We start from the raw sequence: 25,767 nt of genomic DNA on the forward strand, positions 1-25,767 counted from the left end.
CTCGTTTCAAAGGGCGATTTTAGGTATATATACTATTATGAGTCAATTATTGATAATAAGAAAGTTCGATTATAACCGTAATTTCTGCTGAATTCATTACCATTGACCGGAAAATCGGCCTTTATAACCATTTTGTGCAACTAAGTTTAAATTTTTAACCAGTTTTATTCATCAATAACTTATATATAGCATGATAGAAACTTAATTAGAGGATGCGCTCAAAAAAATGATATTATTCGATTCGATATTCAATGCGTTAAAATTACCAATGGCGATCATGGTTGGAGGAGAGGGTGAAGAGCTGCGGTTCGTTCATACTAATGAATCGTTTATCCGCCTCACCGGGCTATCGGAAACCGAGCTCTACAGAACATCGCCGCTTCTGCTGTTTACAGCCTGGAACGGGCAGCACACGAATAACGGCCAGCTGCAGGGCTGTTTTCTGATGAAGCATTATAAACATAAGATGCGCGTGCATCTGTCATGCCAAATGATAGAGAAGACCGTGCCGTCCACACTTTTATTAATTGCGGAAGACATAACAGCCAACTCATGGATCGAAACGATGACTAAAGCGAAGAAAGTGCTGTTATCGGGAATAGTATCACCCGACTTTAACATTGACCGGTTCATACATAATTCTCCGGGTCTCATACACTACAAATTACAAGGCGAGAACTCCAGCGCGTTTGAGTTCATTCATGAAGATGACCGGGAGCGGGTAATGTTCATTGTAGAGCGGTCCGTCGCGCGCAATCAGACCGAAACCGTCACTCTGCGCACGAAAATGCTCGTAAATGTCTTTCAATTGGAAATCACCGCAACGTTCTGCCCGTTCTTCAATGGCGACGGCAGCCTGAAGCATTATGGTTTTGTCGTAACGGATTTGCAGCCTGTTCCAGTCGAGGTGGACTCCTCCGTTCAGCTGAAAGTGCTCATGGCGCGGTCTAACAAATCCGCACAGCAGCTGGCATCGGATACCGGTATTTCGCTGCAGACAATTTCCAAGCTGCGCAACGGAAAGATCAGCAAACCCCAGCGGCTTACAGCGGAGCTTATCGCCGCCGAGCTCGGAGTTTCACCGCATGAAATATGGCCCAATTTATAATTTTTCCGGTTATACCATGCAGCAATCTGTAAGGCGGCTTATCGTTCATTCGGACGAACGGCCGTCTTTTTTCGTGGTTCGGGAACAACGAATATGTCCAATGGTACATAACCAAAGTGCATTCAGGAGGGCCCGCATTATGAAAACAGCTTTCAGTTATGGATTATCCGGCATTATGCTCCTTGCATTACTCGTCACTCCGTTCACATTTGCCCAGCTTATACCTTCGATGGAGCTTGATGATTCGCTGCAAACTGACCCCGTTCTAACGAAAATCGCATATAGAAATCCGGCAATCGAGAGCATCCCTTACGACTGGGCGCAGCGGTATCCGCTGATTGCTCATGCGCTCGGCGGTATCGGCGGATATCCGGGTACAAATAGTCTTGAGTCGCTGAAGAGGGCTTACCGCAGCGGACTCCGCGTTTTTGAGACGGACATAGTCGTCACATCGGACGGCCATCTGGTTCTTCGTCATGACTGGGTGGCGGGCAGTTATCCGGTGCTGGGACAGACAGTTCCGAAATCGCAAGAACTCGGGCCGATGACACTGGCGAAGTTTAAAGCAACCAAGATCCAGCACCGGTATACGCCCGTTTCATTCAAGGAGCTAGTCCGTTTCATGTCGGCTCACCCCGACGTCCAGCTTATAACTGATACCAAGGAGCCCGATTCATTCACAGCCGCCTCTATATTCAAATTAATCGTCAGGGAAACCAGTGAAGTTGACCCGCAGGTTCTCCGGCGGATCATTCCGCAGCTTTACCGGGAGGATAATTTCGAGGCGGTGAGCGGTGTATACCCGTTCAAGCAGTATATTTACACGCTATATATGAACAACGATTCCATGGACGAAGTGGTCGACTTTGCCAGTCGGAATGAGATTCGCGTCGTTGTTATGGATGAGAACAAGTACACTGCCGAGTTTGTCGATGCACTGTGGAAGAAGGGAATTTATACTTACATTAATACGATAAATGACGTCGGCCAAATCAAACGGTACATGAATTCTGGTGTTCAAGGCGTTATGACCGATTTTGTCATACCCGCAGATTTGAGACGAGATGCGAGCGGATATCGGCAAAAAACAAAAATCGCAGGGGTGCCTGATTAAGCGCCCCCGCGGCTTCCTATTATTGGGCGCATCACTGCATGGATTATGAGCGTTTAGTCTTTAGAGAGAAGAGACGATATGTTATGCTTGGCTCATGGATGTGTCACATTAATAATTGTCAAATTTATTATCCGGAGGCGTAAGAGATGACTCGATATGAAGTGTTGGAACAGAGGGATACTTATACGATTTACACGCTTAACGACAAGGAAACGGGTTCGTCGGTTATCCTATGTCCGGAGCGCGGCGGCATTGCCATCAGCTGCAGGCTCAGCGGCGAAGAGCTCTTCTACCTGGACCCGGAAACCTACACCGACCCGGACGCCAATATTCGAGGCGGCAATCCCGTGCTGTTCCCCATTTGCGGACAGCTTGAGGGCGGCCGCTACGAGTGGAACGGCGTTACATACCCGATGCGAAACCACGGTGTGGCACGCAACCGGCCCTGGGAAGTAATTACGACTTCAGAAGACGGCGAGGCATCTGTCACGCTGCGGCTGCAGAGCGGAGATGGAACCCGGGCCGAGTATCCCTTTGACTTTGAGCTCCTGTTTACGTATGCGCTTGTCGATGGTACGCTTCACATTCGCCAAACATATCACAACCGGTCGGACAGCGCGATGCCCTTCTACGCGGGCTTTCACCCTTACTTCCGGACGGCTTCGAAGAAGCTGATTTACGGTACGGATGCGACTCGTTACCTCGATTACAATGACAATGTGGTCAAACCGATTTCCGGGGGCGAGATTGACCTTCACGGCTTGAAGGAATCCGTCGCTTTACTCGATGCCCGCAGCAGCGAGATAACATTGCCGGGACCCGATGGCAGCGGACGGGTCCGTCTGTCATACAGCGACGCATTCAAGTATGTCGTGCTGTGGCAGGTCGACGGAAAGCCGTTTGTATGCGTTGAACCGTGGATGGCGTTAACCGGGGAATTGAACCGCCAGGACGAGCTGTTTATGCTTCCTGCCGGAGAAGCGCTGGAGGCGCGGCTATCGATCGGTTACGAGCGTGCTTAACTTGAAACGGGAGACAAACAAAATGGCGCCTGCTCGACAGGCGCCATTTTGCATATTTAAATCATTACCGCCATTAAGATTTAACTTCATAAATCGCAGACAACTGACCGACCATTCCCGTCTCCGTTTGTCAAAGGCGGCAAGCTGCGCGTCGCCTTCGCCTATCTTGTTCAGCGCTCGCAAAGAGCCTGGAGTTGCCGATCTATCCGCTTAAGATGATTTGCCGCTCGAAACGGCCTTTGCGCACGACGCAGCGGCCCTCGATAACGAGCCCCGCCCGGGCAAGCGAGCCGTCGATATTCCCGGTCGTGACAATTACGATCCGCCCGGCCAGCCGGCGCGCGCTTTCGAGCATCTCCAGCCGCTCGCCAGCCGATATCACCGAGCATAGATTGTAAGGCAGATCGACAATCGCAGCATCGTAGCATCCTTCAAGACTTCGCATATCCGCAAGACGGACAACATCCGGCATGCCGAAATGCGCGAGATTGACCCGCGCACCGCGTACAGCCAGCGGATTATTGTCAAAGCCGGTTACATCAACTCCCATGGACAACGCTTCGATCACAACGGTACCGATACCGCAGCAAGGATCGATCAACCGCGTTCCGCTTATCACCGGAACCGCAATATTAACAACCGCACGGGCCACCCTCGTGCCGAGGGCCGTTGAATACGGCTGCGGCTTCCAATTATGCTTGAGCCACTGCGCACCGCTCTTCTCATATTCGCCGAACAACCAACGGCCCTGAACGCAAGCGACTCCATACAAGCGATCCGGGGACCGCATCTCCGCTTTGCCGCGAATCCGCCAGCCGATCTGCCTCTCGGCCTCCCGCCGCATTTCGTATGTAATGCCGTTGTCCGTTTCCATGAAGACTACTTTGAACGTACTGCCACCAAGCTCCAGCCCGCCTGCATACTCTGCGACCGCTTCAATATCCGGCCCTTCTGCAGCGACGGTCAGCTTGGCGCGGATGAAAGGGCTGCGGCCCGGATCGATATTTCGGCCGCTCACTGTACAGCCGTCTGCAGGCTCACATCCAAGCAATGCCATAAGCTCCATCCGGTGCAGCTCCTCCTCATCTTCGTGACAAGCAGAGGCATATACATACTTCCCCGGAACCGGGATGCTTATGGCGCTATTGCCCTCGTTACCGTCTTTGCTTCGGCTGACTCTCATCCGTGATGCGACACGTCCTTCGCTGTATTCTGGCAAATGCATAAAGACTGCCAAGCCTCTCTTGTATACTCTTATCCTCCGCTTGTGCTCCGGTAAGTGCGGAACACGATGTCCTGATTATAGTTACCGAATCCTTCCCCGTATATCGTAAGCCCGCCGATATGCACCGCATCCTCGGGAACCGCAAGCTTCAGCTGCCATTCATTGCGTGCCATGACGATATCCTGCAGCGTGACATCCGATAACCGCTGCCCGTCGATGAACGTACCGGCTGCCGTAATACGTATGACTTTGAGCCAGCCATACTGATTCACGGTCCACCAGGACGGTGTCAGCTTGCCGCGGCCCTCTCCCGAATCTCCGGGACTTGTCCACACCCCCAGAAGCGTATCATTGAGATAGAAATGAATGTCCGACGGCCAATCGGCACGGACCCCGGGCGCTTCGGACCCTATCTCAAGCGAAATTTCAATTTCCTCCAGCGCCTGACTGGGCAGCACATAGTTCGGAATGCGGTACTCTACAAAGCCTCTGCTAAACCATAGTATCTTGGCGTACATCCGCTCCGGCTCATGAAAATACCGCGGGTCGTCATACTGGCCGATTATCTTCTCGAGAGTGGCAAGCCCGCATGTCGGGTGTACATCGAAGCGCGAGTAATGGCCGACGGGAACAGACACCTCCTGAAAGTCCCGCGCCTGCGATTCCCCCTGCGGCAGCGTTAGCTCCACCCGGCTGAGAGCCAGCGAGCATATTTTGTGCGTGCCGCCTCCCCGCCGAACAAGCTCGGTGCGGATTAGCCCGCCTTTCTCAAGCTTCTTGGTGTGCATCGTCACGATCGCGCTGCTAAGCCCAAGTGCCGACGCCAGCTCCTTAACGTTCATCGGATTTACCGAGATCAGCTCAAGAATGTGCAGACGCACATCGCTCGCCAGCGCTTCATATAGCGGAAGCCACTTCCTGTCAGTATTCGTTCGCAGCATAATCAACAACCACCTTATAATAGCAATTAGTAGATTTATAAATCCAATTCCGTGATAAAAAAAGCTTGAAATCGCTTACTCGATCGTGTTTAATAATGATGTACAGATTTTTTTTATTAATTAGTTAATACATTTATAAATTTAACACTGAGGTGAAGATGATGTCAAACAAAGCTAAAATGATCGTTGATAAGGATTTCAAGATTGGCGAAGTTGATAAACGGATTTACGGCTCCTTTATCGAACATTTAGGCCGTGCCGTCTATGGCGGTATTTACGAGCCGGGACATCCGCAAGCGGATGAGCAGGGCTTCCGGGGCGATGTAATGGAACTGATTAAAGGCATCGATGTGCCGATTGTCCGTTATCCGGGCGGCAACTTCGTTTCCGGCTACAACTGGGAGGACGGCGTTGGTCCTGTTGAATCGCGGCCAAAGCGTCTGGAGCTTGCCTGGATGACAATCGAGCCGAACCTGTTCGGGCTCAATGAGTTCATGGATTGGTGCCGCAAGGCGAACACGGAAGCAATGATGGCGGTTAACCTCGGCACGCGCGGTCCGAATGAAGCACGGGAGCTTGTTGAGTATGCGAATCATCCTTCCGGCACTTATTTGAGCGACCTTCGCGCATCTCACGGCTACAAGCAGCCGCACAATATCAAAACATGGTGCCTCGGTAACGAGATGGACGGTCCTTGGCAGATCGGCGCCAAAACCGCAGCCGAATACGGCCGTATTGCAGCGGAAACGGGCAAAGTGATGAAATGGGTGGATCCGACCATTGAGCTCGTCGCGTGCGGCAGCTCCTCGCTTGGCATGAAGACCTTCCCGGACTGGGAAGCGACTGTCCTTGATTTGTGCTACGAGCAGGCGGATTATATTTCGCTTCATCAATATTACGGCAACCGCGACAAAGATTCGGCGAACTTCCTTGCGCAGTCGATGGGTATGGATTCATTTATCAATACGGTCATTTCCACAGCAGACTATGTCCAGGCGAAGAAACGCAGCAAGAAGAAGATCAACCTCTCCTTCGACGAGTGGAACGTTTGGTACCATTCAAACGAAGCCGACCGTCAAATCGAGCGCTGGAGCGTTGCGCCTCCGCAGCTTGAAGATGTCTACAATCATGAGGATGCGCTGCTCGTCGGCTGTATGCTGATCAGTATGCTGAAGCGGGCTGACCGTGTAAAAATGGCATGCATTGCACAGCTCGTTAACGTTATCGCTCCAATCATGACAGCAAACGGCGGCGCGGCTTGGAAGCAGACTATTTATTATCCATACATGCACGCGAGCATCTTCGGCCGCGGCACGGCGCTTGTCCCGCTTATTCAATCGCCGAAATATGACGCGAAGGACTATACCGATGTGCCATACCTGGAATCGGTCGCGGTGCACAACGAAGAGAAGGGCGAAGTAACCGTCTTCGCGGTCAACCGGCACTTGACCGATTCGCTTCCGCTTGAGGTCGATCTGCGCAGCTTCGGCGATTGCCGTCTTATCGAGCATATCGTCCTTGAGCATGACGACTTGAAAGCAGCCAATACGATTGATGCTCCCGACCGCGTCGCCCCTCATACGCGCGGCAGCGCAGCAGTAGACGGCAGTAGGATCGAAGCGACGCTCGGCAAAGCCTCTTGGAACGTTATCCGCTTGAAGCTTGCTTAATCGCGGCATTGATTATTTCCTCTAATTTGAAGAAAACCGTCCCGGACCGGGACGGTTTTTCTTTACTGTCGGAACCCGGTTCTATGATCGTCTTGCTTCTGAGAGGTCAGGACTTGTCATCGAAGAAAATATGTTTGGCTCTCAGTTTGCCGGCGATTATCTCCATGATTCCGAAAGAATAGCGCAGCTGTCGTCTCTTATCCGTCGGCGACCCAGGGTTGAATACGTGAGTGCTGCCTACAAGCCTGTGAACCGGAATATGCGAATGGCCGAAAATAACAGCCTCCAGCTTAATGCCGTTAAAGGCCTCCAGAGCCCTCTCTTCCGTATTCGGGCGCTTTCCTATTCCGTGGCCATGCACGACACCGATCCTGCACCCCTCGAAAGTCAGTATTTTACGGTAGCCAAACCGGTCGATAATATCTGGCCCGTCGTTATTCCCCGCTACCCCATCGGTCGGCGCGAAGGTGCTGAGCTCCTCGTAGACAGACAGCTTCGTCCAATCGCCGGCATGTATGACGGCATCCGCCTTCTTGAGCTCGCGGACCAGACGGTCCGGCAGCTTCTTACTCATCCTCGGCATATGCGTGTCAGATACGACAACTACGATCATCGGTAAAACCTCTTTTCCACATCATCAGTCCGGACGCACACTTTGTCCTCTTGAGCTTATTCCTTTTACAATATTCTATTCAATTCGGCCGCAAAAAATATTACTCTTTCGCGGCGGCGGCCAGGCAATGCGTCTCAATAAAGCTCTTCGAAGCGGGCATCTCCGACTCCGCGGCTGCTTCCATAATGATATGTACGCCCGGCTTATGCCGACGGAGCAGATCCATATAGAGCTTATAGTTCATTTGACCGCGCCCGGGAGCAACCGTCACCAGCCGTCCGTCCCCGGTAAGGATCCGGTCTTTGGCATGGCAGGCAATAACTCTGCTGCCAAGCAGCCGGAACGCTTCTTCAATAAACTCATCCTGCCGTTCGAAATTATCCTCCGCGAGTAAATTGCCCGGATCAAGCACGACGCCGATATTACTGGAAGGCACTTCGCTCAGCATGCGGTCAAGCTCGGCTGCCGTACCGACGAGATGGCCGTGCGCCGCCTCCAGTCCAATGAATACGCCCCAGCGTTCCGCTTCCTCGGCCAATTCCTCCAGTACCAGCCTCATGACAGCCCAATCCCGGTCCGTATAATCTCCTCCCGGGTTGACGCCTGTCTCGAATGCCACCGTAGGGCAGCCGAAATCCCTGGCATACCGGAGCAGCTCCTTGAACCGCTCGATATTCACCCGCCGCTGCTCCTCATTCCTCTCGAACATATGCAGATAACAACCAAGCACCGACACGGATGCGCCGTGTTTATCGAATTCCTCCCCGATCGCCTGCGCCAATCCGGGGCTGAGCTTGCCGGGTTTGCTGAAATCAATGTCGCTTACCGCTTTCCACAACGCGAGCTGAACATGCCGGAACCCAAACGACCCGACCTTCGCAGCCAGATCGCGGTAAGGCAGGCTTCCCAGTAAATGTGCCAATACGCCTACAGACATTCCATCATCTCCTTGTCCGATTTGTACATCTTCTTCCCATTTGTATATCATACATGAAAAAACAGCAAGAGGCCGGGTCGTCAGACCGAGCCTCTCCCTCAATGCGCAACCCGCTGCAGCTTACTTCTAATATTGCCGGCCGATTGGCGTTACCAGACCATCGATGCTGATAGAATTTTTCTCGTGGCGGTAGGCTGTAAGGCCTTCCTCGCCCTTCGTGTCAGCCCATTTCCGCAAGGTTTCGCGGTCGCCTTCGTAAGAGAAGTAAGGAACGCTGTAGCCGCAGGAGGTTTGCACGGCATGCAAGGCGGCGGTTATAATCTGGCGGGCTCCCGGCATCATTTCAAAATGGGGAGCTAGCGTCTCCCACTCGTCCGTACCGGGCAGAACGACGCGGCCGGTCCCATACAGCCGCAGAATCATCGGCTGGCCTTCGAGAGCGATAAACATAAAAGTTATTCTTCCGTTTTCAAGCAAATGAGCGCTCGTTTCGTTTCCGCTGCCCGTCAAATCCAGATAGGCGACTTCCGTCGGCGAAAAAATACGCAGCGCATCATGCCCTTTCGGGGATAGATTGACATGCCCATCCGCCTTCAAAGGAGCCGACCCGACGAAAAAAATATGCTGCTTCCGAATAAACGCTTCATGCTCGGGAAGTATGGACGTGAAAAATTTACCCATCTTCATCACCTCTTACTTGGAAGAAATTTACTACATTATACACCTTGTATCCAGAGCGTTGAAATACATTATACTTATCTCTTTATTCACAATAACTATAAGGGATCAATAAAAGAAAGGCGCTGCAAGCCGTCCTTACGCAGCCTGCAGCACCATTATGAATTTCACGCCTTCGGGCGTGTTCTCAATTCCATACTCGGCTCCGTGGGCATCGAGCACCTTGCTGACTATATACAGCCCAAGTCCGCTTCCGCCGGTTGTGCGGCTCCGCGATTGTTCAGCGCGGTAGAAAGGCTCGAACAACCGCGGCAGCTTGGTCTCGTCAAGCTGTACGCCTGTGTTCAGCACTTCAAGCCGCAGCCGAGCGCCGCTGCCGGGTGCCGCCTTATCCCCCGTATTCTGCGGAAGCGAAGGAGCTTCGTCCATTCCCGCTTCGTCCATTCCGGCGAGCTCGGTAAGCCGCACTACCACCCGCTCTCCGTCGCCGGAATACTGCACCGCATTGCACACAATATTGGAGACTGCCTTTGCCAGCAGTCTTTCATCACCGATTACGATTGCCTCCTGCGGCATGTCGTACTCAATCGCCATTCCCTTGACCTCTGCCAAATAACTGACGCTGTCGATCGACTCGCAGACCAGCTCCGTCAGATCGATCTCGCGCATGAGGGGCAGGAAATCCCGGCTTTCCAGCTTGGACAGGTCTAATATCTCATGGACGAGCTTATCCATCTCTCTCATGATTTTATAGGATTGCCGCAAATACGTATCGCGGTCCTTGAACGCACCGACGTTGCCGATCATAGCCTCAAGCTGCCCGCTCACCGCCGTAATCGGCGTCTTCAGCTCGTGTGAAATCGTCGCCACGAACTCGCGGCGTTTCGCTTCGTGCTCCCGCTCCCGCTCGATGTCATCCTTAAGCTGCGCATTGGCATCCTGCAGCTCCGCCATCGTTGAGCGCAAATTAATCGCCAGCTTGCTTAAACTGCGTGAGAGCTCGCCAATTTCGTCATTGCGCTCAAGCGTCTTCTCCGCCACCTTGAAATCGAGCTTGGCCATTCGCCGGGCCACGAGGTTGAGCCCAAGCAGGGGCTTCGCGATCAGCCGGGAATAGATGGCAGCGCCCCCGATCGCAATAAAGAGAATGGCGATAAGCATGTAGGGCAGAAACCGTAAAATCACTTCCGAAGCCTCGTCCACAGGCTGCAGAGGCGCATCGACCAATATCGTGAACGGATCTGTGCTATCCGTGAAATGAATCGTCCGGCTCACCGTGTAAGTCCGGTTGCGGTCTCCTCCCCGCAAGCCGGCTCCGCCGGGCTCGCCGGGCCCTCCGGGCGGGTCGCTCCAACGCTCCCCCCAGTCCTGATTTTGCATCAGCTTCCGCAGTCTTGGAAACGCGCTGTCCCCCATGTAGCCGCCCGCGAAAGGCACCAGATTAACAGGAATGATGGTTCCGTTCTCATCGCGCAGAAACAGTACCGCATTATTAGCCCGGCCAAATTCCAGCATGAGGGCTTCCGCTTCCGAATAGGACTTTCCGTCAATTGCCGTGACAAGCTTATCCACTCCGCTGTCCAGCCGGGACTGCTTGATAGACTTATAATAGCTGGGCAGCATAAAGTACAGCGTCAAGTATATGAGCAGCGCGGAGACGACGAGCAGAACAGTCGTAACCGTGAAGATTTGAAACGTAATCCCTCTATGTCTCATCCTTCCGCTCCCGCCGGTTCATTCTCAAGCGAGTACCCGACTCCTTTGACCGTTCGAATGACGGAAATGCCGAGTTTCTTGCGGATATTCTTGATGTGGGCATCAACGATGCGTGAGTCGCCGAAATAATCGTATCCCCATACTTTATCCAGCAGCATATCGCGGGTCATGATGCGTCCGGCATTGCTGATGAGCGTATTCAAGATATCGAATTCCTTGGTCGTCGTCTCAACCAGCTGACCGTCCACAAACACCTTGTAGGCATCCGCGTCCAGCCGCAGTCTGCCGTCAAATAACGTTTCTTCCGGTTTAACGGCATTCCTGGTCCGGCGCAGAACAGCCTCCACCCGCTTCATCAGCACCTGGAATGAGAACGGCTTTATCACATAATCGTCCGCATGCATCTCGAACGCCTTTAATTGGTCCTTCTCCTCGCCGAGCGCCGTCAGGACGATCACCGGTGTTTCGGATTTTTCCCGGATCATCCTGCATACCGAGTATCCGTCAAGGTTCGGCATCATAAGGTCCAGAATTACCAGGTCGTATGTCTGCTGCTGGAATTTATTCCATCCCTCGATTCCGTCGCTCGCGACCTTAACTTCATACTGCTGCGAGCGCAGAAATTCGGCTATTAATTCCTGAATATAATGATCGTCTTCTACGACTAGAATATTGGCCTGCATAATGGCTGCCCCCTAGTAGTCAGTGGTAGCATCATCATAACAGACAGATATGAAAATAAAATGAACTCCGGCCCGCCTAGTTGGCAATTGCAGTCTTCCCGTCAAATGACCCGGATACCAAACAATCCCGCTTCCACAGGTTGTGGAAGCGGGATTGTATCATAATTTAGCCGCGTTTAATTCGCTTTATCGACAAAAGCGTTGGTATACGTAAGGTCCAGCTTTACATTTTTCACATCCGGCTTAAAGGTGGAGAGAATTTTTTGCACGTTTTCAGCAACGCCAGCCGGCATTTTTCCGTCCGTAGTGAACATCGGCAGCTGTCCCTTGAGCGCTTCGAGGTATAGGGCTTTATTGCCAGCCCAGTACTCCTGCGGCACCTCGTTGGCAATTTCTTCAGGCGTATGCGTGTTCATCCACTTCAACGTCTTCACATAAGCATTGGCCAGCTTCTGCACTACGTCCGGATGCGCCTTCACGTAATCGTTCATCATGTAGAAGCTGGTGGAAGCATATTTGCCGCCAAGCGCTTTCTCCGTACCCTCTTTGGAGCTCATATCCACGAAGGTGAAGGCCAGCTTCCTGTCCTTAAGCAGAGAAGCTGTCGGTTCGCTTGTGACGGCTGCGTTGATCCGATTGTTCTGCATCGCCACAATCAAGGTTTGCCCGGCGCCAACCGGAAGCGGTGTGTAATCGCTTTCCTTATTGCCGCCTTTGACCACATTGTAACTCGCCAGCATATTTGTTGAAGAACCTAGCTGCACCGGGCCAAAGAGCTCGGAATCCAGCTCTCTATTACGCCCGAATCGAGGGTGTCGGAGCTGTGCCCGAACCGGGAGATCATCGTCACCATTCTCGGCAATGCCATTGAAAATGCATTGGAAGCGATGAAAAATGCAAGAACAGAACTGCAAAATCAGAGCATTTCCGTCTTTATCAGCGATCAAGCGTCGGAGGTCCTTCTTATGGTTCGGGATACGGGACCAGGAGTGGATCCCAAATTGGGAGATCGGATTTTCGAAGACGGGGTTACGACCAAAGGGCCGGGGAGAGGCTTCGGTTTGGCGCTGTTATCTCGGTTGGTAGCCCGGGCTGGCGGGGATATCCGCATGCTCTCTTCTGCTGAGGGAGCTGCTTTGAAAGTGAGTTTGCCCAAATAAGGAGGGTTTGACTTGGCTCAGAAACTACTGCGGGTTGTTGTGGTGGAAGATGACTTCATGATTGCTAAGATGCATGGAAAATTCATATCCGAGCAGGAAGGTTATAAATTGGTCGGTACGGCCTATAATTACGAGGAAACCGTTGCCCTGATGAAGCAAACAGAGCCGGACCTGCTTCTACTGGATGTTTATTTGCCCGACCGCTCCGGCATCGAGCTGCTGCGGACGATACGTTCGCAAAACGTAGCCTGCGACGTCATTGTGATAACGGCGGCGAAGGAGCTTGAGATCGTGGAGGAAGGCTTTCGTCTGGGCGTTATCGACTATCTTGTCAAACCCTTTGAACTCAAGCAATTGAAAACAATCTTATTCAATTACGCTCAATTTAAACTGCGGCTCTCCGATTCAATTCGCCTGAACCGGGATACGATAGACGATTTTAAAGAAAATAAGGAGCACGGAATCCGTTGGTGCCCATATTCAAAAAGGTATCGACATCCGCACTCTTGAGAAAATCAAGAAATGCTTAAGCGAGGCGGATGCTCCCTTAAGCGCGGATCAAATCGCCAAATATGCCGGAGTCAGCCTCACAACTACGAGAATCTATCTCACCTATCTGGTAGAGGAACAGACTGCGCTCGAGGAGCAGCAATACGGAACAGTGGGCCGCCCTCTCCGGTTATACCGTTTGGTGAATTGAATCAATTCATGCGGTTAATGTCTCACTGTCATATTGTTAATGCGGCCCACGCGCGAGCTTTTCCTGCGCGATCCTTACCAATTCACGAACCATCGGGCCGCCGATTTCCCCGCCGATATGACCGGCCGATTCGGTGGTCAGTTCGCCGTTATCTCCCGGGGCAAGCGGTACACCAATCGATTTGGCCACCTCGTATTTCACATCATCGGGCCGGCTCGGATCGACTGCGTAGCCCTGGCGGCGCATCACCTCGGCCTTGAATGCGCTCATCTGCGCTCCCACTCCCGGTACTACGTGGTTTCTTCTGCCTCGTCTGGCCATCTCAGGAGTCCTCCTTCTAATGATCATAAATCAAGTCATTATAAGGTTCCCCCGATGACAAAAGTTCATTCCGCTCCGCTTAGGAGGAATTCTAAGGAAATATTAATCCTAACAGCCCCACTAATGCGCCCGTGGCATCTGTTCCACGGTCCGGAACTGCCATATAATTGACTTTAGCTAATTATAAAAGTTGAGAGGAGCACCATTTGTGCAAAAAATCCAGGCATTCATTCTTGTAACCCTGCTGCTGGTTCTTGCTTTCTCGGGTACCGTATCGGCTGCAGCGCAGCAGAAAGCCATTCGGGTATGGGTAGAAGATAAGGAGGTCAAATTCGATGTATCTCCGGTCTTGGCAAACAACTCCACCTATGTCGAGTTTAGAGCCTTGTTCACGGCGCTCGGCTACACAATTGCCTATGACGCAAAAAGCAAAACAATTACCGGTCATTCCGGTGCCGACTCGATTATACTGAAAGCTGTGACCGGACAAGCTGTAGTTAACGGTAAAGCCGCGGCTCAAAAGATAAAGCTGCTTGCAAGGAACGGGCGGACATTGGTTCCCCTGCGTTTTGTCGGAGAAGCCACCGGCAAACTGGTTGATTGGAATCAAGCCTCGCAAACGATCCTGATCAAAGGTAAAGGACCGACTGAAGCAGATAAGCAAGCTTTACAAGCATTCCTCGATAAACAGAATGCGTATGAGCTGAATGGGGACGTACAAGGAATGCTGTCCACCCTCGATCCCAAGTCTCCGTTCTATGCGATGTATGCGGAAACGGCTGCATCGCAGCTGGCGAAGGCGAAAGTCCGCACCACTTCCCAAATAACCGAGGTATCCGAGATAAAGCCGGAATCCGCAGTAATGGTCGTCAAACAGCACTCCGAGAAGGTAGGCGGGGGCTTTTATTTAGATAATGAATCGGTCGGCAAGTTCACATTAACCCGTGGCGCCGACAAGGAATGGAAGCTGTACTCGGTCCAACTCATGCAGCAGGACTTTCTCAATGCGGATGAAGTGCTAAGTCATGAAGCAGAGGTACCTGCTGAGGTCAAAGATAAGATCGCCGCACTCGTTGACCGGCAAATCCAAACCATCAATGACGAAGACTTGAAAGGCTATGAGGCCACGTTCGTTCCGAAAACGCCGGGACTCGGCCAAATGCTTGAATCGGTCAAGCAGTTATTCAGTCACTTTGACTTGAAATATACCGTTGAGAAAGTAAGTATTGTCGATTACACAGGGACGGAAGCTGTCGTTAACATTGTCCAGAAAGTGGAGAAGATAAACGGCCCGCAGTTCCAAAACAGCCGTTTCAGCGTGGTTACATCGTTCAAGAAAACAGACGCCGGGGAATGGCTATCAACACTCGATTCGAAATTAATCCACATCGATGTCTTGAAGTAATACAGAGGAATGATATAAAAATCTCCGGCAGCATATTCCTTGCGCCGGAGATTTTTTAATTGTTCACCAATTCACTTGTTTTTTAGTCGAACCAGCCTTTTTTCTTGAACCATAGAAACATGCCGAGCCCGAGCGTTCCCATGACGATTAGTACCGCATAATAGCCGTCGTGCCAGGAAAGCTCCGGCATATTGGTGAAATTCATGCCGTAAACGCCAACGATGAACGTCAGCGGCATGAAGATCGTCGTGATGACCGTGAGCGTCTTCATGATCGTGTTCATCCGGTTCGAGCTAAGAGACATGTAGTGGTCACGCATATCCGAGGTCATATCACGGTTTGAGTCCACCATCTCGGAGAGCTTAAGCAGGTGATCGTAAATGTCGGTGAAGAAAGGAATATAATGATGCAGTCCGTCAATGCGCTGTGTATTTAAGATCCTGTATAACAGCTCCCGCATCGGAACGATCGTTCTGCGCGCCTTAAGCAGCTTGTTCCGTAGTTCAAAAACTTGTTTCAGCTTCTCCTGTTCCAGCTCATCCATACTGTCAATTCCCAAACTGATGAGCTGATCTTCAATCGCTTCCACCGTCGGAAAATATTGATCGACCAGCTTGTCCAGCACAACATAAGCGGCGTGCAGCGGACCATGCGGTTCCTGCCGTGGCTTGCGGAGCACCTTCGCCCATGCATCGTCGATTTCCTTCATAGCTTTCCAGTGGAAAGTAACGAGAAATCGCGGACCAATGAACAAATCGATTTCCTCCGCGCGAAGCGTGAGTTCATTCATCGCATGCAGCACGAAGAAATGGACCTCCTCGTAATGATCCAGCTTCGGCCGCTGAAGGTCGATGAAGCAATCTTCAATCGCAAGCGGATGAAAATTAAAATACTCGTCCAGCAGCTTCGCTTCTTCTTCTGTCGGCTCGTTGAAGTCCGCCCAAAACCACTGGATTTGCTCCCGGTTGATCTCCTGGAGCGGCTTATTTTGGATGAGCCGATGGTCTTTGGTCATGATGAGTGTACGAATCATGGCACCGCTCTCCATCCTGTTTTTCTTCCCATTGTAACATTGCCGATTTCGGGGAAGCAATTCAGGGAAGCGCCAGAGCGTGCGGCTGCTCGGCATCGGCGCTGCGGCCAAGTTCCGCTCTTCCGGACTCCAGCAGATGCATCACATGCTGGCGCAGCTGCACGAATTCAAGACTGGCGCGCCGGCGCGGTCTCGGCAGCTTGACAGGCAGCGTCGTAACATTCCCCCTTGCATGCGGACTCATTACGACGATTCGGTCCGCGAGGTAGAGTGCTTCTTCGACGTCATGCGTGACGAGCAGGAATGTAATTCGATCGGCCTGCCATAGACGGACCAGCTCATCCTGCAGCTTCTGCCGAAGCAGCGCATCAAGCGCTGCGAACGGCTCATCCATGAGCAGCACTTTTGGCTTCAGGCATAAGGCGCGCGCAAGAGCAACCCGCTGGCGCATGCCGCCTGAGAGCTGATTGGGATATAAGGACGATGAGCCGGACAGACCCATAAGCTCCAGATACGATTCGACCGTCTCCTTCAGCCTGGCACGGGAAAGGTGCTTCAGCTTCAGCCCGAATGCGATATTCTGACGTACGGTGAGCCATGGGAACAGTGCATAGTCCTGGAAAATAAAACCCCGATCCGTTGATGGTCCGCTCACTTGAACCCCGCCGCAGGCAATCGTACCCGAATCTGCGCGCTCAATGCCTGCGATCAGCTTGAGAAGCGTGCTTTTGCCGCATCCGGAGGGACCGAGGAGGCAGACGAATTCACCCGGTTTTACATGAAACGATAAGTGATGAAGCGCCTCTACCTCCTGACCCGAGCCGGTCTGGTACGATTTGGACACGCCGTCGACTTCAATAAGCATCGGATATTCACCTCTTTGCATGTTTGTTTTACCCTGAGACAGGCGTTGTCTACTACTACCGGTCACGTTTACCTCCAGCGGATCACGGCGCGCTCGATAAGGCGCACGAAAGCTGACGAAGCGTAGCCCAGCAGGCCGATGGAGAACATTCCGATAATCGACTGATCGTAATCAAGCAGATGATAGGCTTGCCACGTCTCATAGCCGATCCCCGTCTGCCCCGACATCATTTCTCCGGTGATGACCCCCATCCATGAAGCGCCTACTCCGACGGAAAGTCCGGTGAAAATCTCCGGGGCCATTGCCGGCAGGTATACTTTCCAGATGGCCCGAACCGGTCCACACCCCAAGATACGGGCCGCCTGCACATGCGTATTCGACACTCTCCGGGCTGCATCGCGGCTGCACAGAAGAATCGGAAAAAACGCGCCGACAAACGTAATAAAGATGATACTGCTCTCAATCGTTGGAAACAGCAGCATCGCCACCGGGAGGTAGGCGATGAGCGGAATCGGGCGGAACAGCTCCAGATTTGGGAACAGCACATCGCTTGCCCGCCGCGACAATCCGATCCATAATCCGAGCGGAACAGCCAGCGTAAGACCCAGCAGGATGCCGGTAGCGACGCGGGCGGTGCTCATCCATATGTCCTTGTAGTATTGAGCCTGCGTCAAATCAATCCGCCACGCTTCCAATATCTCGAGCGGCTTCGGCAGGTTGCCGAATTGAAGCGGATAAAGGACATTGTAATGCACGAGCAGATGCCAGATCAGGAGGAAGAGAAGGACGGAAGCCGCCCGTACCGCATAAGCGGCAAGGCCCTTCCGACCTGCAGCCGGCCGGCTTTTTCCCGTCGGGACGATTAATTGTGCCTGCTCCCTCTCCGTGTACATAACTAATAAACCTTCCCTTCAATCCAGTCTCCCTGCAGCTGCTGATCGGTCAAATACGGCTTGCCGAGCGATTTCAACGCTTCTCTCAGGTAGCTGTCGTCGATAAAGGATTCCAGCGGCAGCTTCTTCTTCAACTTGCCGATGCTGCTCAGAAACTCGGCGCTGCCCTTCAATGTCGCAATATCCTTCTTGTAGACCGCGGCGTCGAAACGGATGTTTTGCACCATTTTCTCGCAAACGTCACGCGGGAATTTACTCTCTTCCTGGAAAATATCCGCTGTTTCCTTCGGATGCTCCTGAATGAACGTGTGAGCCTCATCAAGCGCCTGCAGAAAGGCGAGCGTATACGTCTTGTTCGCCTTCACCCAGTCGAGATTTGCCACAACTCCCGTGAGATAGTCGATCTTCGTCTCTTCGCCCGAAAGCAGCAGCTTGCCGATGCCTTTACTTTCGATCAGGCTCGGGTACGGCTCCCAGGTGGCGTGCGCAGCGATTTTGTTCTGCTCGATGCTCTGCATGCCTACCGTAACGGACTGATCGACGATCGTGACCTTGTCGACGAGACCTTTAGCCCGCAGCGCTTCGAGCAGCATCCGGTGCGAGCTGCTTCCGATCGGCGTCGATACGGTCTTGCCGGCGAGATCATCCACGCTCTTGATATCGCTGCCATTCGGTACGAGGATGGCCTGATTACGTCCGCCGGCGCCTTTACCGTCAGTCGCCAGGAAGACGGAATGATAATTCGGCGCGGTGATGCCCATAACTCCGTTAAGCAGGGAAGGCATATCGCCGAGGAACGAAATCTGGATTTTGCCGCCGTTCATATTGTTATTAAGCACTGAGCCGGCGTGAGCGTCGAACCATTCGACTTTTACATTATCATTCGGTGCAAGCGCCTTGAGACGCTTCTCGAATAGCTTCTCGTGCTTGATGATGAGCGCTCCCCATGTTTGTGCCGTCGGCGACTGATAGCCGATCGTAATTGTTACCGATTCTTGGCCCTTACCCGCGGCGGAAGCCGCACCATTATTGCTTCCGCCGGTTGACGAGCAGCCCTGCAGCACCAGGGGAATCGCGATAAACAAGAATATAATTGCCGTTAGTTTATTAATACTTCTCATAGGCAGGTGACCTCATTTCAATCGAAAGGTAGTTATCTCACCAAGTAAGGTATATTGACGGTAACGGCGTCGACCGGGCAGTCTGTCTGGCACGGCGTGCAGTACCAGCATTCATCATATTTCATATACGCTTTGCCGTCCTTGTCGAGCGCGAGAATGCCCATCGGACATACCTGTACGCATATATCGCAGCCGATGCATTTGTCACGGTCGATAATGACGCTCGCTTCGACGCGCTGCTGCACATGATTGGCGGAATGATTGCTCATACGGTGGTTCCTCCTTTGACTAGCGCTTCTGTGTTTTCCAGCACGTAAGGCGGCAGTTCCTTCGTTGAAAGCTCTATTTCGCCGTTTGCGCCTTTCTTGACGATAACCCGTTTCAACCAGTTGGCATCGTCCCGCTCGGGGTAATCCAGGAAATAATGATAAAAGCCCCACCGGCTTTCCTTGCGGAACATTGACGCTCTGGCCATCATTTCCGCACAGTCGACGATACTGTGAATTTCCAGCGCCCTGCCCAGCTCGTGCGGATCGCGGGCACCGAGAAGCTTAAGATCGGTCCGGCGGAAATGCTCGATTTTCTCAAGGGCGATCTCCATCTTCGTGGTCGTCTTGGGCGGCATAAGATACTGCGTCACGATCCGGCGGATCTTGTATTCGACCTGCTGATGCGGCACGCCGTTCGGCTGAGACGAGAAAGCCTCTATCCGAGCAATCTCCGCTTCGATTTGCGCCGGATTCGGCTCGATCCGAGCCTCGCCAGCGGCGAAGGCGGCGGCGTTCGTGCCGGCAATCTTGCCGAACGTGAGCGCACCGAGCAAGTATTGGTGCGGTACACAGGCCATGTCGCCAGCGGCGTAGAGGCCTCGGAGCGATGTCTCCGCCTCGTGATTGACGAGGACGCCGGAGGCGCTATGCCCGCTGCAGAGTCCGACTTCGGAGAAATTCAGCTCAACCATATCGGTACGGTAGTCTTTGCCCCGTCCGGCATGGAACCGGTCGCGGCTCGGCCGTTCGTTATAGTGAAGAATCGATTCGATCTTGCCGATCGTCTCGTCATCCAGATGGGTCAGTTTCAGAAAAAGCGGCCATTCGCCTTTGTTGGCAAGCTTCCACATGTTCATTATCAGCTCGCCGCTCCAGTAATCGCAGCCGGTTACCCGTTCGCCCTTTACGTTTGCGGTGTAGCCCCCGAACGGGCCGGCCACATAGGCACATGCAGGGCCGTTATAGTCCTTCATGGTCGGGTTGATCTGGTAGCACTCGATTCCAGTGAGTTCGGCTCCGGCATGAAAGGCCATCGCAAACCCTTCACCCGAATTGGTTGGGTTCTCATAGGTGCTGTAGAGATAGCCGGAGTCTGTCAGTCCCATCCGTCCTGCCGCACCTGCGGTCAGTACGACTGCCTTCGCTTTGACGACGACCAGCTCGCCTGTATTCACATCAAGCCCGAGCGCCCCGACCACTTGAGCGCCATCCGTGAGAAGCCTTGTCGCCATAACGCGGTTAACGACCTTGCACCGGTGCTGCTTTACCTTTTTCGCCAGAATCAGCTTCAAATCGCTTGCCTTCGGCATTGGCAGCACATAACGGCCTTTGCGGTGAACGCGGTATACCTCATAGTTGCCTTCGGCATCCTTCTCGAAATCGACGCCCCAGCTGTCCAGCTCCTGAATGATCGGGTAGCATTCGCTCGCCTGCCGGAAGACGGCGCGTTGATCGATTATACCGTCATTGGACTCGGTAATCTCCAGGGTGTATTCCTCCGGTGTAGCCTTGCCCGGCACGACAGCGTTGTTAAGTCCGTCCATACCCATGCTGATTGCGCCGCTGCGGCGGATGTCCGCTTTGTCAAGCACAAGCACATTGAGCTCCGGATGCGCCTGCTTTGCCTTGATCGCCGCCATCGTCCCGGCCGTACCGCCCCCGATTATGAGCACGTCGGTTTCATACGTTCTCGTTTCCATTGATTGCATTCATCCTTTCGTAAGGGAGAATTAAAAAGAGACACAGAGAGCCATTCCGGACGTTGCCCAGTCCGATAATGATCCTGTGTCTCCGGTGGTCCGGTAGACAGTGCATTAATTCCTATAAAATTACTTGGTTTTATGGTCCTTACTTTAGCATCGGCCAAGGCAGACTGTCAATCGGTTGGCGAACATTGAACATGAATGAGGAGGAATGAGCAAGATACCCATTTGGTTCCATTTTTTACTCTTGCTGCCGTCCTAACATTTGCAGCACCATTCGGCTGTTATAATCCGCGATCCCCCGGGCAAACTCCTGGTCGTGAAATCCCCGGTGAAGCAGCTTCAATCCTCCCGAAGTGATCGAGACATGATGATGCAGCTTGTAAAAGTTCATGCGATGCGGATCCAGACCCGCATGTTTCAAATACCGGTTGTATATCGAATCTTGAAATCTAAGCTGGAGAAAGGTGTGCTCATGCTCAATGTCAAAATACTCACAGCCTTCAATATCGATCAGATACGGCTCCAGCCTGTCGCTCACGAAAACATGATCCGGACCTAACTCGCCGTGGATAAACCCGAATTCGTGCCTGGGTTCGATCGCAGCCAGGAGATCGTCGAACCGCCGGATGATTTCACTCTCATTCCGCGCGATATCATCCATATAACGTGACGCATAGGATAACTGCCGTCTCGCATTTTTATAAATAAGCGTCTGGCAAGAATCGGTCTTCCGCGGCTCCGCCGTTACGCTGCCATGAACCGGGCTTTTGCACGAATGCATGACGGCAAGCATCTCTGCCAGCTCTCCGAACACTTTGTCCCGGATACGGGGATCGGCATCGTAATAGGCCGCGATATCCGTCCCCGAAACATACTCCACAATGGCAAAATCAAAGGGGTAGCGGTCTCTTTCGTGGTTTATATAATAAATAGCGGGCGTACGGATGCCCAATCGGGTTAACAATTCGGTATTCGCCTCAAATTGTCGGCTGCCGTACGACTCTTCCGTTTCACCGTTTTCCCGCTTCTCCTGTTCAAAATAATTCATGGAGAGGTCCCAAACATACAGGATAAACGCCAAGCCTTCCGTACATTCCAGCTTATAAACCACCTTTTGCGCTCCTCCCCGCATTTTGCGCGCTTCCATGAGGCGGCACCGGTCGCCGGCGATTGTCCGAACATAGGCATCCAAATCCTCTCGGCTTATATGAAAACTCTTCCGTTCTTGTTCCAAACGACTCACTCCTTAAGAACATGTTTGAATTCGTAAAAAATATAACTAAAATTCTAAAAAAAATATAGACTGTTTCGAGTCCGATTGTTATGATGTTGAATAAGTTCTGCATAAAAATAGTCACTGGAAAAAGCCTTGGAACCTCTGTTCCAAGGCTTTTATTTGTTCCTTCGATAACCCAAATAACTCGGATTTGATAAGCATGTTTAACCCGTCGTTCCGCAATTGTCCAGCCGCTAGATGATATTTATTTTACATGCATCATATTGAATATTAACGGGGTAAATTGTATGATAATATTAATCCATACTTAACGGATCGGAATAATATAATTTAATGACCTGCAGCCAGAAAGGCGGGAACTTCGATGAGCGGCAGCAGCTTGAACCTGATTCAAATGCAGGAAGCCATGGATCTGCTCGGAATTAGCCGGTCCACGCTGGAGAATGGATTCGGGCCAACGAAGACGCCGCTATCGCCTATTTGAAGGCGCATATCCGCGCGCATCGGTTCATCCGAAGCGAGCCGTTCGCCGCAGCGCAGCTCATCCACCGCGCGACAGGATTTCCCGTGGATGTCGCGGGAAGTGTCATTACGCGCGTTCGCTGGGATGCAGCGCCATACGGGCGCGACCTTGATACGATGCGCCGTCTTGCAGCGCTCGACGGTTCATCGTATGGAACCCCAGTGCAAGTGATCGTGGAACCGGCGTATTTGTCGCAAGCGGCGCGCGCGCTGAGGCTGCCCTATTCTCCTGCCTCATCCATGGCGGACGACTGGGCGGATGACGCGTTATAAGAAGCCCCGAGAACTATCATCCGTTATTAGACAAGCCAGCCGTTCTTCTCCGCAATGCCGATCGCATCGATGCGGTTCTTGGCTTCCAGCTTCTGAATGGCCTCGGATAAATAGTTGCGTACCGTCCCGGCAGATAAATACAGCTGCTTACCGATATCACCGGCCGATAATCCCCCAGCGGCAAGCTTCAACACTTCCCGCTCACGTTCGGTCAGCGGGTTCTCCGCCTCCCAGAAGGTGAGCGCGAGCTCGGGACTGACTGCGCGGCCGCCGCTGTATACCTTACGAAGCGCAGCGACCAGCTCGTCAATTGGTGAATCCTTCAGCAGAAACCCGCAGACGCCTGCCCGCATTGCCCGCTGAAAGTAGCCTGCCCGTGAGAATGTCGTCAGAATGACGACACGGCAGGGATGCTTACGTTCCTTGAGCCTCTCAGCCACATCGAGCCCGGTCATCTTCGGCATCTCAATATCCATCACGCAAATGTCCGGGTCCAGCGACTCGATCAAAGCTATCGCCTGTTCGCCGTTCTCCGCTTGTCCGACGACCTCGATATCTTTCTCCAAACCAAGCAGTGCGCTTAGCGCCCCGCGAAGCATGCCTTGGTCTTCCGCCACAATTACTTTCATTGAATTTGATCTCCTGCCTTGTTCGATTTGGTCACCCTCGGAACGGTGAATGTTACGGTCGTACCCCGGCCTTTCACCGAGTCAAAATCAAGTTCGCCCTCGACCAGCTTGAGCCGCTCCTTCATTCCGCGCAGGCCGCTGCCCAAGGTCCAGCCCTCGCTTGCGGGCGCATCGGTCCCGCCTCCGTCATCGGCCACGGCGAGCTTAAAGAGGCCGGGTTCTTCCACCCAGTCTACCTTTAGTGTCCGCGCCTTGCTGTATTTCACGGCATTGGTGACCGCTTCTCTCAGGCACATTCCCAGAATATTATCGGCAAGCGGCGGAGCGGACCCATCCGTCAGATCACCATGAACCTTCAGTTCGATATTTGCGGCGGCCAGAATTTGCTTTGCATTGACCAACTCATCGCGAATGGTGACCGCGTTCATACCGGATACAAGCTCGCGGACCTGCTTGAGGGCCGCGCGCGAAGTGCTCTGAATATCCATCACTTCCTGGATCGCACGTTCGGGGTTCTTCGTAACCAGCTTCTCTGCAAGCTCGCTCTTCAGCGTAATTAGCGACAGCGTATGCCCGAGCGTATCATGAAGGTCTCTGGATATCCGCTGACGCTCTTCGCTTTTGGAGAGCCGCGCGATCTCTTCATTAGCCAGCACAAGCTTCTCCCGAAGCTCATACGATTTTCTGCTAATCCGGAGCGCGATCGGTATATAAAGCATGATCAGCATTGACGGCAGCAGCTGCATTATTGCTTGACCGTTCTCATACAGTTTGTAGTGCCAGCCAACTAACACGAATAAAGCGATCAGCGCTGTCACGGAAATAAACGTTTTCTTCTTCGTCGGCATTATCCCGATGATTGGCATGGAATAGAAACCTAAGTATAAAAAGCTTTGATCGAACCAAAAACAGAATACAGCTATAATAAACAGTTGAATGAGAACACATGTAAACAGGTATGACCGTTTCGTGAAGCAGTGAACATACAAGGCAATGAATACCGCAACCAGCAACAGACTCCCCGCCAGTTGCTCGAAAGGCAAATTAAACATTTTATAAATGGGAAATACAAGATAAATCAACCATACTAAAGTGAAAAGCATAGGCGGTCCCGTCCGAGGCCGCCCGCCCGTTTTTGACATATTACACCGCTTCCTGCTTTTTGATGATATATGAAGATAATACCATAAACACCAGCACGTAAGCAGAGAGAATGGCGACGCCGCCCCAATCTACCGAACCGCCGCCGACTATATTCCATGCGCCTTGACCGAGCCTGAAGGTCGGCGTGAATTTGGCGATGGTCTGCATCGTGCCGGACATCGCTGCGGTGGGGAACCAGAGACCGCCCAGAACCGACAGTCCCATGTAAACGATCATACTGAGCACCTGCACTGCATCCGCATTGCGCATCGTGCCGAGCAGCGCGCCCAGCGTCATGAAGGAAAATCCGCCTATCCAAATCCACAGGCCGCTTTCCACCCATGCCGCGGCGGACAGATCAATGCCTTTGCCGATTCCGCCAATGACAAACATCATGACGATAATAATCAGGTTGATCATCCCCTGAGCAGCCACTTTAGAGAACACATACGACCATGTGGGCAGCGGGGTAATGCGCAGCAGCCTGATCCAGCCCTGCGAGCGCTCTTTGGAAATCCGCTGCGCGAATGATGTCAGGCTTGCGCCGACTACACCGTAAACCGTCATTGACATGAGATAGTAAGAGGTCCAATCCACCTCGCCGATTTTTGCATCATTCCCCATCGTACTGCTAAAAATAAAGAAGAACGCAACCGGCATAACCACCGAGAAAAATACAAACCGTTTATTTCGAGCCGTCCGCAGCAGCTCTGCTCTGCACTGCGCTAGTGTCGCTTTCCATGTGTTATTCATAATCGTCATCCTCCCACTCGTTCTCGTTAA

28 protein-coding genes are annotated in these 25,767 nt (G+C 52.5%); 9 read left to right on the forward strand and 19 right to left on the reverse strand.

Annotated elements, in window-relative coordinates; genetic code table 11:
• Positions 1-226: 226 nt before the first annotated feature.
• The 3 genes from KZ483_RS27300 to KZ483_RS27310 all read left to right on the forward strand — a co-directional run bounded on the left by KZ483_RS27300 (position 227) and on the right by KZ483_RS27310 (position 3,244).
• Positions 227-1,108 (forward strand): helix-turn-helix domain-containing protein, encoded by an 882-nt coding sequence (locus KZ483_RS27300; protein ID WP_220350624.1) that lies wholly within the window; start codon positions 227-229, stop codon positions 1,106-1,108.
• A gap of 139 nt (positions 1,109-1,247) precedes the next feature.
• Entirely contained in the window at positions 1,248-2,222 is a 975-nt protein-coding gene (locus tag KZ483_RS27305; RefSeq protein WP_220350625.1) for a phosphatidylinositol-specific phospholipase C/glycerophosphodiester phosphodiesterase family protein, read from the forward strand.
• Between the two features lie 146 nt (positions 2,223-2,368).
• Positions 2,369-3,244, forward strand: coding sequence for an aldose epimerase family protein (locus KZ483_RS27310; RefSeq protein WP_220350626.1), 876 nt, complete (start codon positions 2,369-2,371; stop codon positions 3,242-3,244).
• A 202-nt stretch (positions 3,245-3,446) separates the two neighbouring features.
• On the opposite strand, the gene KZ483_RS27315 is transcribed toward KZ483_RS27310, so the two are convergent.
• Complete coding sequence (locus KZ483_RS27315; protein ID WP_258881460.1) at positions 3,447-4,469, reverse strand: TRM11 family SAM-dependent methyltransferase; 1,023 nt, start codon at positions 4,467-4,469, stop codon at positions 3,447-3,449.
• Positions 4,470-4,498: 29 nt separating this feature from the next.
• The gene (locus tag KZ483_RS27320) at positions 4,499-5,410 is read right to left on the reverse strand and encodes an ArsR/SmtB family transcription factor (protein ID WP_220350627.1); all 912 of its coding nucleotides are present in this window, start codon (positions 5,408-5,410) and stop codon (positions 4,499-4,501) included.
• Positions 5,411-5,568: 158 nt separating this feature from the next.
• Here KZ483_RS27320 and KZ483_RS27325 point away from each other — a divergent pair, with 158 nt between their 5' ends.
• Entirely contained in the window at positions 5,569-7,080 is a 1,512-nt protein-coding gene (locus KZ483_RS27325; protein WP_220350628.1) for an arabinosylfuranosidase ArfA, read from the forward strand.
• Between the two features lie 106 nt (positions 7,081-7,186).
• Here KZ483_RS27325 and KZ483_RS27330 read toward each other — a convergent pair whose 3' ends face one another.
• The 6 genes from KZ483_RS27330 to KZ483_RS27355 form a co-directional block, all read right to left on the reverse strand.
• The gene (locus tag KZ483_RS27330) at positions 7,187-7,693 is read right to left on the reverse strand and encodes a metallophosphoesterase family protein (protein ID WP_220350629.1); all 507 of its coding nucleotides are present in this window, start codon (positions 7,691-7,693) and stop codon (positions 7,187-7,189) included.
• A gap of 100 nt (positions 7,694-7,793) precedes the next feature.
• Positions 7,794-8,630 carry a sugar phosphate isomerase/epimerase family protein gene (locus tag KZ483_RS27335; protein ID WP_220353727.1) on the reverse strand — a complete coding sequence of 279 codons (837 nt, stop codon included), beginning with the start codon at positions 8,628-8,630 and terminating at the stop codon, positions 7,794-7,796.
• Between the two features lie 126 nt (positions 8,631-8,756).
• Positions 8,757-9,311, reverse strand: a complete 555-nt coding sequence (locus KZ483_RS27340; protein ID WP_220350630.1) for a pyridoxamine 5'-phosphate oxidase family protein — start codon at positions 9,309-9,311, stop codon at positions 8,757-8,759.
• Positions 9,312-9,446: 135 nt separating this feature from the next.
• Complete coding sequence (locus KZ483_RS27345) at positions 9,447-11,024, reverse strand: sensor histidine kinase (protein ID WP_220350631.1); 1,578 nt, start codon at positions 11,022-11,024, stop codon at positions 9,447-9,449.
• Positions 11,021-11,710 (reverse strand): response regulator transcription factor, encoded by a 690-nt coding sequence (locus tag KZ483_RS27350; protein WP_220353728.1) that lies wholly within the window; start codon positions 11,708-11,710, stop codon positions 11,021-11,023. Before KZ483_RS27350 ends, KZ483_RS27345 begins: the two co-directional genes overlap by 4 nt.
• A 173-nt stretch (positions 11,711-11,883) precedes the next feature.
• Positions 11,884-12,471, reverse strand: coding sequence for an ABC transporter substrate-binding protein (locus KZ483_RS27355; RefSeq protein WP_220350632.1), 588 nt, complete (start codon positions 12,469-12,471; stop codon positions 11,884-11,886).
• 48 nt (positions 12,472-12,519) lie between these two features.
• On the opposite strand from KZ483_RS27355, the gene KZ483_RS27360 reads away from it, so the two are divergent.
• Genes KZ483_RS27360 through KZ483_RS29250 form a run of 3 tightly spaced genes read left to right on the forward strand, consistent with a single transcriptional unit; the run spans position 12,520 to position 13,567 of the window.
• Complete coding sequence (locus KZ483_RS27360; RefSeq protein ID WP_220350633.1) at positions 12,520-12,867, forward strand: sensor histidine kinase; 348 nt, start codon at positions 12,520-12,522, stop codon at positions 12,865-12,867.
• Positions 12,868-12,879: 12 nt separating this feature from the next.
• The gene (locus KZ483_RS27365) at positions 12,880-13,377 is read left to right on the forward strand and encodes a response regulator (RefSeq protein WP_220350634.1); all 498 of its coding nucleotides are present in this window, start codon (positions 12,880-12,882) and stop codon (positions 13,375-13,377) included.
• Between the two features lie 52 nt (positions 13,378-13,429).
• Complete coding sequence (locus KZ483_RS29250) at positions 13,430-13,567, forward strand: hypothetical protein (protein ID WP_397376233.1); 138 nt, start codon at positions 13,430-13,432, stop codon at positions 13,565-13,567.
• Between the two features lie 36 nt (positions 13,568-13,603).
• Here KZ483_RS29250 and KZ483_RS27370 read toward each other — a convergent pair whose 3' ends face one another.
• Positions 13,604-13,888: an alpha/beta-type small acid-soluble spore protein gene (locus KZ483_RS27370; RefSeq protein WP_220350635.1), complete on the reverse strand. Its 285-nt coding sequence runs from the start codon at positions 13,886-13,888 to the stop codon at positions 13,604-13,606.
• Positions 13,889-14,096: 208 nt separating this feature from the next.
• On the opposite strand from KZ483_RS27370, the gene KZ483_RS27375 reads away from it, so the two are divergent.
• Positions 14,097-15,293, forward strand: coding sequence for a stalk domain-containing protein (locus tag KZ483_RS27375; protein ID WP_220350636.1), 1,197 nt, complete (start codon positions 14,097-14,099; stop codon positions 15,291-15,293).
• Between the two features lie 82 nt (positions 15,294-15,375).
• Here the strand turns inward: KZ483_RS27375 and corA are convergent, their stop codons facing one another.
• From corA to KZ483_RS27410, 7 genes are all read right to left on the reverse strand, one after another.
• Complete coding sequence (gene corA / locus KZ483_RS27380) at positions 15,376-16,326, reverse strand: magnesium/cobalt transporter CorA (RefSeq protein ID WP_220350637.1); 951 nt, start codon at positions 16,324-16,326, stop codon at positions 15,376-15,378.
• A 61-nt stretch (positions 16,327-16,387) separates the two neighbouring features.
• Positions 16,388-17,212 carry an ABC transporter ATP-binding protein gene (locus tag KZ483_RS27385; protein ID WP_258881461.1) on the reverse strand — a complete coding sequence of 275 codons (825 nt, stop codon included), beginning with the start codon at positions 17,210-17,212 and terminating at the stop codon, positions 16,388-16,390.
• Positions 17,213-17,259: 47 nt separating this feature from the next.
• Positions 17,260-18,084: an ABC transporter permease gene (locus KZ483_RS27390; RefSeq protein ID WP_220350638.1), complete on the reverse strand. Its 825-nt coding sequence runs from the start codon at positions 18,082-18,084 to the stop codon at positions 17,260-17,262.
• Between the two features lie 2 nt (positions 18,085-18,086).
• Positions 18,087-19,205, reverse strand: a complete 1,119-nt coding sequence (locus KZ483_RS27395; RefSeq protein ID WP_220350639.1) for an ABC transporter substrate-binding protein — start codon at positions 19,203-19,205, stop codon at positions 18,087-18,089.
• A 32-nt stretch (positions 19,206-19,237) separates the two neighbouring features.
• On the reverse strand, positions 19,238-19,474 hold the full coding sequence (locus KZ483_RS27400; RefSeq protein WP_220350640.1) for a 4Fe-4S dicluster domain-containing protein: 237 nt from the start codon (positions 19,472-19,474) through the stop codon (positions 19,238-19,240).
• Positions 19,471-21,174 carry a fumarate reductase/succinate dehydrogenase flavoprotein subunit gene (locus KZ483_RS27405; RefSeq protein WP_220350641.1) on the reverse strand — a complete coding sequence of 568 codons (1,704 nt, stop codon included), beginning with the start codon at positions 21,172-21,174 and terminating at the stop codon, positions 19,471-19,473. Before KZ483_RS27405 ends, KZ483_RS27400 begins: the two co-directional genes overlap by 4 nt.
• Positions 21,175-21,418: 244 nt before the next feature.
• Positions 21,419-22,414 (reverse strand): aminoglycoside phosphotransferase family protein, encoded by a 996-nt coding sequence (locus KZ483_RS27410; protein WP_258881462.1) that lies wholly within the window; start codon positions 22,412-22,414, stop codon positions 21,419-21,421.
• A gap of 483 nt (positions 22,415-22,897) precedes the next feature.
• On the opposite strand from KZ483_RS27410, the gene KZ483_RS27415 reads away from it, so the two are divergent.
• Positions 22,898-23,212, forward strand: a complete 315-nt coding sequence (locus KZ483_RS27415) for a hypothetical protein (RefSeq protein ID WP_220350642.1) — start codon at positions 22,898-22,900, stop codon at positions 23,210-23,212.
• 26 nt (positions 23,213-23,238) lie between these two features.
• Here the strand turns inward: KZ483_RS27415 and KZ483_RS27420 are convergent, their stop codons facing one another.
• From KZ483_RS27420 to KZ483_RS27430, 3 genes are all read right to left on the reverse strand, one after another.
• Positions 23,239-23,841 (reverse strand): response regulator transcription factor, encoded by a 603-nt coding sequence (locus tag KZ483_RS27420; protein WP_220350643.1) that lies wholly within the window; start codon positions 23,839-23,841, stop codon positions 23,239-23,241.
• Positions 23,838-24,707, reverse strand: coding sequence for a sensor histidine kinase (locus tag KZ483_RS27425; RefSeq protein WP_258881463.1), 870 nt, complete (start codon positions 24,705-24,707; stop codon positions 23,838-23,840). Before KZ483_RS27425 ends, KZ483_RS27420 begins: the two co-directional genes overlap by 4 nt.
• Positions 24,708-24,984: 277 nt before the next feature.
• Positions 24,985-25,737, reverse strand: a complete 753-nt coding sequence (locus KZ483_RS27430) for an ABC transporter permease (RefSeq protein ID WP_220350645.1) — start codon at positions 25,735-25,737, stop codon at positions 24,985-24,987.
• Between the last annotated feature and the right edge of the window lie 30 nt (positions 25,738-25,767).

It is taken from the genome of Paenibacillus sp. sptzw28, from assembly GCF_019550795.1.
Classification (GTDB): Bacteria; Bacillota; Bacilli; order Paenibacillales; family Paenibacillaceae; genus Paenibacillus_Z.

What these genes read in the sequence shown, in the direction of transcription:
- KZ483_RS27315 (WP_258881460.1), bottom strand. Translation starts at nt 4,469, where the DNA reads ATGCATTTGCCAGAATACAGCGAAGGACGTGTCGCATCACGGATGAGA.
- corA (WP_220350637.1), bottom strand. Translation starts at nt 16,326, where the DNA reads ATGATTCGTACACTCATCATGACCAAAGACCATCGGCTCATCCAAAAT.
- KZ483_RS27335 (WP_220353727.1), bottom strand. Translation starts at nt 8,630, where the DNA reads ATGTCTGTAGGCGTATTGGCACATTTACTGGGAAGCCTGCCTTACCGC.
- KZ483_RS27325 (WP_220350628.1), top strand. Translation starts at nt 5,569, where the DNA reads ATGATGTCAAACAAAGCTAAAATGATCGTTGATAAGGATTTCAAGATT.
- KZ483_RS27385 (WP_258881461.1), bottom strand. Translation starts at nt 17,212, where the DNA reads ATGCAAAGAGGTGAATATCCGATGCTTATTGAAGTCGACGGCGTGTCC.
- KZ483_RS27330 (WP_220350629.1), bottom strand. Translation starts at nt 7,693, where the DNA reads ATGATCGTAGTTGTCGTATCTGACACGCATATGCCGAGGATGAGTAAG.
- KZ483_RS27400 (WP_220350640.1), bottom strand. Translation starts at nt 19,474, where the DNA reads ATGAGCAATCATTCCGCCAATCATGTGCAGCAGCGCGTCGAAGCGAGC.
- KZ483_RS27320 (WP_220350627.1), bottom strand. Translation starts at nt 5,410, where the DNA reads ATGCTGCGAACGAATACTGACAGGAAGTGGCTTCCGCTATATGAAGCG.
- KZ483_RS27340 (WP_220350630.1), bottom strand. Translation starts at nt 9,311, where the DNA reads ATGGGTAAATTTTTCACGTCCATACTTCCCGAGCATGAAGCGTTTATT.
- KZ483_RS27430 (WP_220350645.1), bottom strand. Translation starts at nt 25,737, where the DNA reads ATGAATAACACATGGAAAGCGACACTAGCGCAGTGCAGAGCAGAGCTG.
- KZ483_RS27425 (WP_258881463.1), bottom strand. Translation starts at nt 24,707, where the DNA reads ATGCCAATCATCGGGATAATGCCGACGAAGAAGAAAACGTTTATTTCC.
- KZ483_RS27405 (WP_220350641.1), bottom strand. Translation starts at nt 21,174, where the DNA reads ATGGAAACGAGAACGTATGAAACCGACGTGCTCATAATCGGGGGCGGT.
- KZ483_RS27310 (WP_220350626.1), top strand. Translation starts at nt 2,369, where the DNA reads ATGACTCGATATGAAGTGTTGGAACAGAGGGATACTTATACGATTTAC.
- KZ483_RS27420 (WP_220350643.1), bottom strand. Translation starts at nt 23,841, where the DNA reads ATGAAAGTAATTGTGGCGGAAGACCAAGGCATGCTTCGCGGGGCGCTA.
- KZ483_RS27305 (WP_220350625.1), top strand. Translation starts at nt 1,248, where the DNA reads ATGAAAACAGCTTTCAGTTATGGATTATCCGGCATTATGCTCCTTGCA.
- KZ483_RS27390 (WP_220350638.1), bottom strand. Translation starts at nt 18,084, where the DNA reads ATGTACACGGAGAGGGAGCAGGCACAATTAATCGTCCCGACGGGAAAA.
- KZ483_RS27300 (WP_220350624.1), top strand. Translation starts at nt 227, where the DNA reads ATGATATTATTCGATTCGATATTCAATGCGTTAAAATTACCAATGGCG.
- KZ483_RS27395 (WP_220350639.1), bottom strand. Translation starts at nt 19,205, where the DNA reads ATGAGAAGTATTAATAAACTAACGGCAATTATATTCTTGTTTATCGCG.
- KZ483_RS27345 (WP_220350631.1), bottom strand. Translation starts at nt 11,024, where the DNA reads ATGAGACATAGAGGGATTACGTTTCAAATCTTCACGGTTACGACTGTT.
- KZ483_RS27370 (WP_220350635.1), bottom strand. Translation starts at nt 13,888, where the DNA reads ATGGCCAGACGAGGCAGAAGAAACCACGTAGTACCGGGAGTGGGAGCG.